Genomic DNA, 12,361 nt, shown 5'->3' on the forward strand with positions numbered 1-12,361 from the left:
CGTATGTCACAAACCAAATGGCGTTCCAAGAGGCTGTCGCAGCTAGGATCATCCATATTTGCAGAAGTTGCAGCGTGGAAGCGGTCAGCTGTGGAAAGCGGTCTTGATATTATTGATCTTGGCATCGGAAATCCGGATCAGCCGCCTTCGCCCGCCGTTAGACAGGCGCTTAGTGAAGCGGCATTGCGCAGTGATATGTACGCGTATCCAGCAATCAAAAGCGGCTTGCCGTTTCGAGAGCATGCAGCGAAATGGATGAAGCATCGATTTAACGTGGAGCTGGATGCCGGAGACGAGATCGTAACACTGCTTGGCTCACAAGACGGTCTTGCCCATCTTGCTATGGCGCTTTGTGATCCTGGCGATATCGTTTTGCTGCCTAATCCGGGGTATCCGATCTATGCTGCATCATTAGCGCTCGCGGGAGTGGAGTCTGTATTGATGCCGCTGCGCGAGGAGAATGGCTTTATGCCCGATCTGGAGGCAATACCGGATTCGGAGTGGGACCAGGCAACGTTTATTTTGCTCAATTACCCGAACAACCCGATTTCTGCTATAGCGGATATCTCCTTTTTTGAGCGATTGATTGATAAAGCAAAGCGTCATAACGTGTTGGTCGTCCATGATCTTGCATATTCCGAGATGGGATTTGAAGGCTGTGAGCCGCCAAGCATTCTAGAGGTACCGGGTGCAATCGATCATGCGGTTGAATTCCATTCTTTGTCCAAAAGCTTCAACATGGCTGGCTGCAGAATTGGTTTTTTGGCTGGAAATAGAGCAGCAGTCGCCGCTCTCCGCGAGCTGAAAGCGAATATTGACTACGGCGTGTTTGATCCTATTCAAGAGGCAGGAATTGTTGCACTTCAGGAAGCGATAGCAAATGTAGAGAAGCCAAAGGCAGGAAAGCTTTATGAGCAGCGGCGTAATACGTTCCTTGAAGCGCTTCGTGCAGAAGGATGGGATGTTGCTGCACCTCGGGCAACAATGTTCGTTTGGGCGCAGCTTCCTCCTATGCAGTGGTCGCTTAGCGAGCCGTGGACATCCAGGCGAATTTCCCAGGAAATGCTTCGTCAAACGGGTGTCGTCGTAGTGCCTGGGGAAGCTTTTGGCTCCGAGGGTGAAGGTTATGTAAGAATAGCGCTGGTTGAAAGCGAAGAACGGTTGAAGGAAGCTGCGGAGCGGATTGGAAAATTTATTCGTGGGCAATAAATATAAATAATAGTTTGATATGTTTGAGAGGGGTTTTATAACGATGAGTGAACAACGTTTACTTTTGGTTGATGGGATGGCAATCTTATTTCGGGCTTATTTCGCTACTTCATTCGGAGGGAGCGTTCGTAAAACAAGTGCAGGCGTACCTGTTAATGCAGTACATGGGTTTGTTCGGTATTTCATGGATGCAATCAATACGTTTAATCCAACACATGTCGTATGCTGCTGGGATATGGGAAGCACGACATTTCGTACGGAGCAGTATGATGGTTACAAATCCAATCGTCCGTCTGCGCCAGAGGAACTAATTCCTCAGTTTGATCTTGTGAAAGAAGTCGTTGCCAGCTTCGGTGTGCCGAATATTGGGATCGCAGGATATGAGGCGGATGACTGCATTGGAACACTTGCTGCTGCACTTAAGGATCAAGCACAAATTTTTGTTGTGACGGGTGACCATGATATGCTTCAGCTGGTGGACGACCGGGTATCGGTTGCGATTATGAAGAAGGGCATCGGGAGCTACATGGTGTATACGCCGGAAACGCTAATGGAAGAACGCCAACTTACGCCTATTCAAATTATCGACATCAAAGGGTTAATGGGAGATACAGCGGACAATTACCCAGGTGTAAAAGGCATAGGGGAGAAAACGGCTCATAAGCTTATTCAAGAGCATGGTTCAATCGAGGGCTTGCTTGCTAATTTGGAGGCAGTATCCAAAACAATCCGAGTGAAAATTGAAGCGGATCTTGATATGCTGCATCTGTCCCGTGATTTAGCGACAATTCGCTGTGATGTGCCTGTATCGGCAGAGCTTGATGGCTGCTGCTGGGCGTATGAACGCGAAACCGTATTGCTCAAATTTGAAGAGCTGGAATTTAAAAGCTTAATATCGCTTATTGGATAAATGAAAAGGATCTCCTCTTACGGTTATATAACGTAGTGAGGAGATCTTTTTTTATTGACGTTCATAAAAATGGGTAATTATGGTTGAATGAACGAGGAAGGAATAGATAGTACATGAAATAAAAAAGTTTGTGCATAGTCTTGTTCAGCCTTGGTTTGCGTGTTTTGTGAAGGCTTGTGCAACTAAATTTTATATCTTTTTTGAAAAATCGTATAAATCCAGCTCTTTCAAGTAAGGGTTGTTAGTGATTAAGCTTAGTATTGTATCACGGGTATTTGTCCCCTTTGGCACTTTTTCATGCCTACTGTACAATATCCATCTGAGGCATGCGATCGCTTCAAAAAGCTGAACGTCATTTTGTGAAATTGGATTTGTTTTTAGATAAGCAGTACGAAATGCAGAAGCATTCTGTTCAGACACATAAATGCTCTTTAAAACGAACGACCATGCAAAATCATACCTTATGTCACCTAACTGCCCATTGGTCCAATCAATGACGGTATACTTTCCATTATTTTCGAGTATATTTGCTAAATGAAAATCACCGTGTATCATTTGTTCTTGATTCATCTCTGTCATGCTCAAAAAATGTGTTAATGCGAGCAATAAATCGGGATGTTCTTTTATGGCAGAATAAAAGTAGTCGATGAAGTCATACTTTGGAAGCTGTACATGTAAGAGCTCTTCCACTGGAGTTTGATGGATACTTGCTAGTAGGAGCGCAAGATCGGACATTTTCTTTTTATTTACTTTCTTAACGGCTGCTCCGTCAAACGATGTGAACAATACCTTTTCGCCATTAGCGTTCATCCCCCAGCCAATAGGTTTCGACACGGATAATCCACGGTCAAAGAGTGCATTCAATAAATGAAACTGGAAACTAACATCAGGCCTGGAGTCCTTGTTCCATATTTTTAATACATAGCTTGTTTGCTCCAAAGTGACCTTAACCACCTCAGCTTCAAAACCTTGATCCATTGTAGAAATGGCTAAGTTATCTTCTTGTTGCAATAGATGATCGATAAGGTCATTTTTCGCTATCCAGTCTATCGATTTAAGCGAATATATCATAAATAATCTCCCTTTCAATAAATATTTACAGCTTCTGCTTTTGCAAAAATTGTACATCTTTGCTGCTTCTTTGCATAGAAAAAAATGGAATGCTATTGACCTGTTCTCATTAAAGAACTAAAATATACATATTGTCTGTTATAAAGTGTTAGTTTGTGTTGTTTTTGTTCAGCTTTACGTTTAGATCTAAACTGGCCGAAGGAGAATATTATGATAGGGGAACGGATTAAAAGTCTACGGGAAAAAAAGGGCTACTCGATCACGAAGCTTGCTGACCTAGCGGGCGTATCCAAGTCCTACTTGAGCTACATTGAACGCAATATGCAGAATAACCCATCTCTTCAGGTAATGGCAAAAATAGCAGCTCCACTAGACTCAAACATTGAATATTTACTCGGAGAAGAGCATTTACCAAAGATTCATATGGATGAAACGTTGGATGAGGAATGGCGAGTCATTATTAAAAATGCGGTTGATGAAGGTATGAGCAAGGGTGATTTCCAAGCACTAAAAGACTTGATCCGTTCAAATATGTGGAAGGAAAGCAGAACGGAGACGAATGTCTACTCTGCTGACAAAAAGAAATCATCAAATATTATTATTCTTCATATCGATAACTGACATGGAATAAAAAGTCGGGAAAGTGTATTGACATGTTCTATATAAAGAACTAATATTGTGTTATTGTTCTTTATAACAAACATAGTAAGCAGGTGTGCAAATGGAAGGTAAACGGCTGGAGGATTCACAAGCATCGCATCATGATCAAGACAGAGTAAAGATTAAAGAAATAAATCTCAAAGCGTTATTTCTCACGGTGAAAAAACGTCTGTGGATAGTCATGGTCATTACTATTCTCTTTACAGTCGCTGCTGGCTTCTTTAATTCAAAGCCTGAAACGCCAATGTATGTATCAAACACGCGGATGATCGTGGCTGCTTCCTCGGATATGATGGGCACAGTGAGGGTATTGTTCAGAGAGCCAATCGTTTTGGATCAGGTAATTGAAAAGCTCGGTCTTAATCTTTCGGCAGCAGCATTACGAAGCCAAATTAGAGTAGACAGTGTAGATGCCTCACTTGTTACCGTAGTTTCTGTTATGGATACCGATCCAAGGCTTGCAGCTGAGATCGCGAATACAGCAGTGGAAACCTACAGGCAAGTAGCATCGGAAGTGCTTGGAATTACGAGCATCAGATTGTTGACGAAGGCAGAAGAAAATCCTTTCCCGATTAATGAAAAAAGCAATCGTATCGTGTACATTGCCTTCTTGCTTGGCATGATTTTGAGCGTAGGGTTAGTATTCCTGCTAGATTCACTCGATGATTCTATCAAATCAGAACGAGAAGTGGAAGAGCTGCTCGGCCTAACGATGCTTGGTCAAGTTAATAAAATTAAACGAAAAGATTATGCTAGCAGTCGTTTGAAAAAACAAAAAAGCATTTCTGTAAGAGGTGAGACGATTGGTTCGTGAACGGCAAAAGGTGTCAAAGTCTTATGTAAACAAAAGCTTACTCGCTTATATTAATCCGCATGGCATCGTTTCGGAGCAATATCGAACCATTCGAAACAATATTCATTATGCAGCGAGCGGCGGCAAGGTGCGTTCTTTACTGGTTACTTCGCCCTCAGAGGGCGAAGGGAAATCGACAGCGGCAGTCAACTTAGCAGTCTGTATGGCACAACGTGGCGATAGAGTGCTGATCATCGACGCAAATTTTCGCAATCCAATCATAAACAAAATCTTTAATGTGCAAACATCGCCAGGCTTGTCGAATGTTTTAGGGCAGCAGCTCGAAATTCGTGAAGCGATCTATAATACGGAGGTCGAAGGACTCGATATTTTGCCAAGCGGGCAGCGCCTCTATAATTCGACAGAACTGCTCGATTCACAGCTGATGGTAGATGTAATGGCATTTGCAGATGAGCATTATGACATGGTTCTGCTGGATTGCCCGCCGGTTCTTGGCGTTCCGGATACGAATGCGCTGGTAAGTAAATGTGACGGCGTACTCTTGCTTTTAAAACATGGGAAAACACAGCAGGAGCATGCACTGGAAGCGAAACGTGCCTTGTTGTTTGCAAAAGCTAATATATTGGGTGTCATACTAAATAAGTAGAGCGTTTGATGATATCAATCGGATAGCGCTTTTTTTACGGACTAATGTTCTTTATAAAGCACGTTAAGTGTTTGTAAAGGCAATTTCATTCGGTAATGTCTCCTCACCGTTATCAATGGAGGCACTCGGCCATACTGTGGGTTGCAAAAAAACCTTAGACGCGAGTCGTCAAGAGTGTGGTGTGAGGCGGGGTTCGATGCCCCTAGACTCGATTTTAGAGTCTTTAACTAAATGGTTTTGTATAAAGCCTTTTAGTTAAACACTCTAAGAGTGTAGCAGAGATATTAAGCTTGATTCTCTTAAGCCAATCATTTCGTTTGTTTTTTCTATATCTGAAGAAAGGGTGAATGTTCTTTGACGTATCGACAAAGATTGTCTTTATTGATTTTAATCGACTCCATTATCGTTTTTACCGCCATTTTTTTTAGCAGGTTATTGCTAAGTGCTTCACTTGATGTGGTGACTGCACCCATTGTAATCAGCTCGATTACTTTGCTGTTAAGCCATCATTTCTTTTCCTTCTACTACAATTTGTATAAGAAGGCATGGGAATATGCGAGTGTAGGGGAGCTATTGATTATTACAAAGGCCGTTTCCTTCTCGATCTTTGCAGCAGCGATTATTCAGCAAATTGTGATGCAGGATGTGTTTTTCAGGCTGCTGGCCGTGACCTGGATGATTCATATGCTGTTAATCGGAGGTTCGAGGTTATGCTGGAGAATTTTCCGTGGCAGCTATCAGAAAAATGCTGGATTGCGTAAAAGCACGTTAATTGTTGGTGCTGGCTCTGCGGGTACGATGCTTGCCCGTCAGCTCCTTAGCAACAATGATATGGAGCTATTGCCAACTGCGTTCATAGATGACGATGTAAACAAACATAATCTAGATATTATGGGTATTCCGGTGTTGGGCGGAGTTGAAAGCATTGCGAAGGTGGCGCTTGATTATGAGATTAACAATATCGTTATTGCGATACCCTCACTGAGCAAAAAACAGCTCAACACGATTTTTAGCGAATGCGCTAAAACGAAAGCAAAAACACAAATCATTCCTATGCTTGAGGATTTGGCTACGGGCAGAGTGTCGGTAAGTCAATTTCGTGATGTTCAGGTTGAGGATTTATTAGGGCGTGAGCCTGTAGAGCTCGATATTGAGAGTATTTCAGGTTACGTTACCCAAAAAGTCGTTATGGTAACAGGCGCTGGGGGCTCGATTGGATCCGAGGTGTGCAGGCAGGTTTCGAGGTTTTTACCGGAGAAACTTATTTTGCTTGGACATGGAGAGAACAGCATCTATTCCATTGAGATGGAGCTGAAAGAGCTTTACGGACATACAAAAATAGAATTTGTGACAGAAATCGCCGATATGCAAGACGCAAATAAAATGCTGGCCGTTATGCAAGCTCATCGTCCGCAGGTCGTTTATCATGCAGCAGCACATAAGCATGTTCCACTGATGGAGAGAAATCCAGAGGAAGCGTTCAAAAATAACGTAATGGGAACCTTGAATGCGGCAAGAGCAGCCAGCCAAGCTCGCGTGGATACGTTTGTCATGGTATCGACCGATAAGGCGGTTAATCCAACCAGCGTTATGGGCGCGACCAAAAGGATTGCGGAGATGGTCATTCAGCATATGGACCGGTTCAGCAATACCAAATTTGTAGCGGTAAGATTCGGCAATGTTTTGGGCAGCCGCGGCAGCGTTATCCCGCTGTTCAAGAAGCAAATAGAGAAGGGGGGACCCGTAACGGTTACACATCCGGACATGGTTCGCTATTTTATGACCATTCCTGAAGCTTCAAGGTTAGTCATTCAAGCTGGTGCACTTGCCAGAGGCGGTGAAATCTTCGTCCTCGATATGGGTGATCCCGTTAATATTACCGATCTTGCACAAAATGTCATTCGGATGTCGGGCTACTCGGTCGAGGAAATCGGAATTGAGTACACAGGAATTCGCCCAGGCGAGAAGCTATTCGAAGAAATGCTTAAGGATGATGAAATCAATGAAAAGCAGGTTTATCCAAAAATCTACATAGGCAAATCATCCGAGATTTATTTTGAACATATTGAAGAAATTATTGCCCTGCACGGGGGAATGAGCAAAGCAGAATTGCGTACAAGGCTGCTGGATCTAGCGAATAATGTCGTAGAGCTTCCTGGATTTGCATCAGTAACAGGTTAAAAAACGAAGGAGTTGCATAAAAGTTATGAAGGTTAGAAAAGCGATCATACCAGCTGCTGGTCTGGGTACAAGGTTTCTCCCAGCAACAAAAGCGATGCCAAAAGAAATGCTGCCAATCGTCGATAAGCCAACTATTCAATATATTGTGGAAGAAGCGATTGAATCAGGCATCGAGGACATTATTATTGTAACGGGTAAAGGAAAACGGGCAATCGAGGATCATTTTGATAACTCGCTTGAGCTGGAGCAAATTTTGACTGCCAAACATAAATACGATTTATTAAGTGAAGTGCGCAAATCAGCGGATATGGTGGACATTCATTATATTCGCCAAAAGGAGCCGAAGGGGCTTGGGCATGCCATATGGTGCGCTCGCAAATTTATTGGCGATGAGCCGTTTGCCGTACTGCTTGGGGATGATATTATCTCAGCGGAGAAGCCTTGTATTAAGCAGATGATCGAAAAATATGATGAGTATCATACCTCGATTATCGGTGTGCAGCGTGTGGCGGATGAAGCCGTATCTCGCTACGGAATTGTAGATGGCACTCTTATGGAGGAATCCTTCCACCGGGTTAGACATTTGGTCGAGAAGCCGTCCAAGGAGCTGGCGCCATCGAATATGGCGATTATGGGCAGGTATATTTTGAACCCGGCGATCTTCGACATTCTCGGCAATCAATCGCCTGGAGCGGGCGGAGAAATACAACTGACCGATGCGATCGCTGCTTTAAACCTAATGGAAGCCGTATATGCTTATGAATTCGAAGGAAAACGTCATGATGTTGGCGAGAAAATGGGCTTTATCCAGACGACGATTGAATTTGCTCTTCAGCGTGAGGATTTGCGTTATGAGCTGTTAAACTATTTATCGCAAATGGTTGAAAGAGAATCTGCTAGAAAATAATTCTAGTATAGGATGGTAGAAGCATGCCAAATAAAATTTTATTTTGCGCAACGGTTGATTATCATTTCAAGGCATTTCATATGCCTGTTCTCGAATGGTTTAAGCAGCAAGGCTGGGAGGTCCATATCGCCGCAAAGGGCGAGCTGGAGCTCCCTTTTGTTGACCGGAAGTTTAATATTTCCATTGAGCGCTCACCGTTCCATTCCAACAATGTCAAAGCATACCGAGAGCTGAAGGCAATTATTCAGCAGCAGGATTATAATATCATTCATTGCCATACGCCAATGGGCGGCGTGCTTTCAAGACTCGCGGCACAGCCGGCGAGAAAACAAGGAACAAAAGTTATTTATACCGCGCATGGTTTTCATTTCTGCAAAGGTGGCTCGCTCCTGAACTGGATGCTTTATTATCCAATTGAGAAGAGACTATCCAGCATGACGGACTGCTTAATTACAATCAATACAGAGGATTATCAGCTCGCTGTCACCAAAAAATTTAAAGCAAAGCGGATTGCTCATGTTCATGGTGTTGGCGTAAATACAACACATTTTAAGCCTTTGCAAAAGCTTGATAAATGGCGATTGCGTCAGGAGCTCGATTATCGCACGGACGACTTCCTTATGTTTTATGCTGCTGAATTTAACCGAAACAAAAACCATCAGCTGCTCATTCACGCGTTGGCCGCTATTAAAGAGGCGGTACCGCATGGCCGGCTGCTGCTGGCTGGTAAAGGGCCTTTGCTTGAGGAAAGTCAGGCTCTGGCGGAGCGTTTAGGTGTTGGATCGATGGTCCATTTTCTTGGCTATCGGACAGATATCGACCGGCTGCTGCCCATGTGCGACGTCGCAGTAGCATCCAGTCTGCGTGAGGGATTGCCCGTCAATTTAATGGAGGCAATGGCCTGCGGGCTGCCCATTGTTGCCACGCGGAATAGAGGGCATTCAGAGCTCGTTATAGATGGCGAGAATGGATTCGTGCTGGAGCCGACCGATATGGAGTTATTTGCTGACCGGTTAAGGAAGCTGAGTGAATCGCTGGAGCTGAGGCAGCGGATGGGGGCTACCAGCGCAGATATTGTAAAAAAATATTCATTACCGCAAGTAGCGCATGAACTAAGTGAAATTTATAAGCCATGGATGGAACAGCCAAAAGATAACTTAGGGGTATTACAATTAGCAGTTCAATAACGTAATCCTTAGTGTAAAAGAGGTGCCAAATGAAATTATTAACTGTATTTACGCCATCATATAATCGAGCCTATTGTTTACATCAATTGTATGAAAGCATGCAGCGTCAAACATCGAAAAATTTCGAATGGCTTATCATTGATGATGGTTCAACAGATAATACTGAGGTACTCGTCAATGATTGGATTAAGGAAGATTTAGTGCCAATTCGATATTTTAAACAGCAGAATCAAGGTATGCATGGAGCCCATAATACAGCATATGAGCATATGGAAACGGAGCTTAATGTGTGTATCGATTCGGATGATTACTTAACTGATAATGCCGTAGAAATTATCGAATCATTTTGGGAGGAACACCGAAATGATAAATACTGTGGATTTATTGCCCTTGATTGTTATAAAAACGGGCAGATTATAGGGACGGAGTTACCTAAGCATTTGAAGAGTTCTACTTTATACGATTTATATTATAAGCATGGGGTAGCCGGTGATAAAAAGCTAGTATATCGTACATCGCTAATGAGAGAAAACCCATATCCGCTCTTCGAGGGTGAGAAGTATGTAGGATTAAACTGGAAATATCTTCTTTTGGATAAAAGTTATGAGCTGCTTATTCTCCACGAGATTTTGTGCGTCGTTGAATACATGCCTGATGGTTCAACAAGAAATATGCTGACTCAGTATCGTAGAAATCCTAAGGGATTTGCTTTCTATCGTGTGGAACTAATGAAGTTGCCATTTAGCAGTTTAGCGTTTCGCTATCGTCAAGCTATTCATTATATTTCAAGCAGTTTAATTTCCAAAAATAAAAATTGGTTAAAAGAAGTTCCTAATAAAGGGCTTTCGATTTTAGCAATTCCACTGGGTCTGCTTCTTTACTTCTATATCTCATTTAAAACAAGAGGGATTATCTCTCAAAAAGGAAAAATAAATGAATATCCTATGGCTTAGCTTACTGGTCGTATTTCTTTGTGCTTTATTTGCACGTTATTTCGCTACTTCGACAAGTGTAGGATCGTCCATTATTCAGCCCAATAAGCTATTAGCAGCAGGTGCTGCATTAACACTCGCGATTGTAGCCGGTTTGAGAAACAACATCGGAGATACTTTTTTTTATATGCATGCTTATGAGGTTGAAGATTTCAGCTGGAATGCTATTATTCAACGCAAGGATGTAGGATTCAATATTTTGCAAATGCTGCTGAAACAAATCTCAGATGATCCACAAATATTAATATTTGTAACAGCGTTTTTTACAAACATATTAATTGTTATCGTTCTCTACAAGTATTCTAGATTATTGGATCTTAGTTTATATATCTATATTACTTCTGGAGCCTTTATCGTTTCTATGAATGGCGTCAGACAATTTCTAGCTGCTGCAATCATATTTGCAGCTACTAAATCTCTTTTAGATGGCAAATGGAAAACATTTATGCTGGTTGTTCTCTTCGCATCCTTTTTACATCAAAGTGCTTTAGTTATGATCCCGTTATACTTTATCGTTCGACGTAAGGCTTGGACTGGAATGACTTTTTTTTTATTGTTGTTAGCTGTCTTGGTCGTCATAGGCTTTCAACAGTTTTCTGAGCTTTTATTTGCCACTATTAAGAACACGCAATATGGAAAATATGAGAGCTTTAATCAAGGCGGAGCTAACTATCTTCGAGTTATTGTACTTGCAGTGCCACTCTTAATCGCTTTCTTTGGCAGAGAGAAGCTTAGACAGCTTTTTCCAAAGAGCGACGTCATCGTTAATCTTACGATGATTGGTTTTGTGCTTATGATTATTTCTACGCAAAATTGGATTTTCGCGAGAATGAGCCTCTATTTTTGTTTATATCAAATTATTCTTTTAGGCTGGCTAGTTAAATTATTTCGTCCTAAAGATCAGAAGTTTATGTATATAACTATCCTTGTTTTATATTTCATTTACTTCTATTTCGAGAATGTTCTTATATTGGATATTCGTTATACAAGTAAATATTTAATGTGGCCATTTTAAGGGAGGTACGGTTGTGGGAGACATCGAAAAAATCCCTCGTATACTGCATTACTGTTGGTTTGGGCGTGGAGAGAAATCAAAAAAAATTCAAAAATGCATGGATAGTTGGCAAAAGCATCTTAGCGATTACACCATAATTGAGTGGAATGAGGATAATTTTGATCTCAACTCAAACCGTTATGTGAAAGAGGCTTATGTAGCTGGGAAATATGCATTTGTAAGTGATTATGTGCGACTACATGCATTATTTCATCTCGGAGGAATTTATGTGGATACGGATGTTGAGGTACTCAAGCCACTTGATTCTTTTCTTCAACATGAGGCCTTTTCTGGGTTTGAAGATGAAACTTATCTTCAGTCAGCCACGATGGGGGCGGTCAAAGGGCATCCATGGATAAAGGAGCTGCTCATAGATTATGCCAGAAGAAGTTTTTTACTGCCTGGGGGCAATTTTGACATGACAACTAATACGTCTGTCATTACGGAACTCAGTAAAAAAGATGGATTGATTTTGAACGGAGAATTTCAAGTGTTACCAAATGGTGTGACCTTTTATCCAAGAACCTTTTTCAGTCCTTATGACTACATTAATGGAGGAAACTACATAACAGGAAATAGTTTTACGATTCACCATTTTGCAAAATCGTGGCTGCCCATTCATGTTCGTATGAACAGCAAACTGAAAAGAGTAGCAAGCCGAGTTGTCGGTCCGAGCGTTATTTCAAAAATGCGAAAGCTGCTATCTTCAAACTAAGAGCAGTTAAACGAG

At 42.1% G+C, this 12,361-nt stretch carries 12 protein-coding genes; 11 read left to right on the forward strand and 1 reads right to left on the reverse strand.

The window, feature by feature from the left end; translation table 11 throughout:
• Positions 1-3 precede the first annotated feature (3 nt).
• Positions 4-1,209: an aminotransferase class I/II-fold pyridoxal phosphate-dependent enzyme gene (locus MHH56_RS08515; RefSeq protein WP_339207714.1), complete on the forward strand. Its 1,206-nt coding sequence runs from the start codon at positions 4-6 to the stop codon at positions 1,207-1,209.
• Between the two features lie 43 nt (positions 1,210-1,252).
• Entirely contained in the window at positions 1,253-2,119 is an 867-nt protein-coding gene (locus MHH56_RS08520; RefSeq protein ID WP_339207715.1) for a 5'-3' exonuclease H3TH domain-containing protein, read from the forward strand.
• Positions 2,120-2,308: 189 nt separating this feature from the next.
• Here the strand turns inward: MHH56_RS08520 and MHH56_RS08525 are convergent, their stop codons facing one another.
• The gene (locus MHH56_RS08525) at positions 2,309-3,190 is read right to left on the reverse strand and encodes an aminoglycoside phosphotransferase family protein (RefSeq protein ID WP_339207716.1); all 882 of its coding nucleotides are present in this window, start codon (positions 3,188-3,190) and stop codon (positions 2,309-2,311) included.
• Between the two features lie 210 nt (positions 3,191-3,400).
• Between MHH56_RS08525 and MHH56_RS08530 the strand changes: the two genes are divergently transcribed.
• The 9 genes from MHH56_RS08530 to MHH56_RS08570 all read left to right on the forward strand — a co-directional run bounded on the left by MHH56_RS08530 (position 3,401) and on the right by MHH56_RS08570 (position 12,346).
• Positions 3,401-3,811 (forward strand): helix-turn-helix domain-containing protein, encoded by a 411-nt coding sequence (locus tag MHH56_RS08530; RefSeq protein ID WP_076267870.1) that lies wholly within the window; start codon positions 3,401-3,403, stop codon positions 3,809-3,811.
• Between the two features lie 100 nt (positions 3,812-3,911).
• A complete protein-coding gene (locus MHH56_RS08535; protein ID WP_339207718.1) occupies positions 3,912-4,664 on the forward strand; it encodes a Wzz/FepE/Etk N-terminal domain-containing protein in 753 nt (250 codons plus the stop codon).
• Entirely contained in the window at positions 4,654-5,310 is a 657-nt protein-coding gene (locus MHH56_RS08540) for a CpsD/CapB family tyrosine-protein kinase (RefSeq protein ID WP_339207719.1), read from the forward strand. Before MHH56_RS08535 ends, MHH56_RS08540 begins: the two co-directional genes overlap by 11 nt.
• 354 nt (positions 5,311-5,664) lie before the next feature.
• Positions 5,665-7,491 (forward strand): nucleoside-diphosphate sugar epimerase/dehydratase, encoded by a 1,827-nt coding sequence (locus tag MHH56_RS08545; protein WP_339207721.1) that lies wholly within the window; start codon positions 5,665-5,667, stop codon positions 7,489-7,491.
• Between the two features lie 25 nt (positions 7,492-7,516).
• A complete protein-coding gene (gene galU / locus MHH56_RS08550) occupies positions 7,517-8,398 on the forward strand; it encodes a UTP--glucose-1-phosphate uridylyltransferase GalU (protein WP_076267867.1) in 882 nt (293 codons plus the stop codon).
• A 23-nt stretch (positions 8,399-8,421) separates the two neighbouring features.
• Complete coding sequence (locus MHH56_RS08555) at positions 8,422-9,585, forward strand: glycosyltransferase family 4 protein (protein WP_339207722.1); 1,164 nt, start codon at positions 8,422-8,424, stop codon at positions 9,583-9,585.
• Positions 9,586-9,614: 29 nt separating this feature from the next.
• On the forward strand, positions 9,615-10,538 hold the full coding sequence (locus MHH56_RS08560; protein WP_339207723.1) for a glycosyltransferase family A protein: 924 nt from the start codon (positions 9,615-9,617) through the stop codon (positions 10,536-10,538).
• Positions 10,519-11,592 carry an EpsG family protein gene (locus MHH56_RS08565; protein WP_339207725.1) on the forward strand — a complete coding sequence of 358 codons (1,074 nt, stop codon included), beginning with the start codon at positions 10,519-10,521 and terminating at the stop codon, positions 11,590-11,592. Before MHH56_RS08560 ends, MHH56_RS08565 begins: the two co-directional genes overlap by 20 nt.
• Before the next feature lie 13 nt (positions 11,593-11,605).
• Positions 11,606-12,346, forward strand: a complete 741-nt coding sequence (locus tag MHH56_RS08570; RefSeq protein ID WP_339207726.1) for a glycosyltransferase — start codon at positions 11,606-11,608, stop codon at positions 12,344-12,346.
• Positions 12,347-12,361: the final 15 nt, after the last annotated feature.

Source organism: Paenibacillus sp. FSL K6-3182 (genome assembly GCF_037976325.1).
In the GTDB taxonomy this organism is placed as follows: Bacteria; Bacillota; Bacilli; order Paenibacillales; family Paenibacillaceae; genus Pristimantibacillus.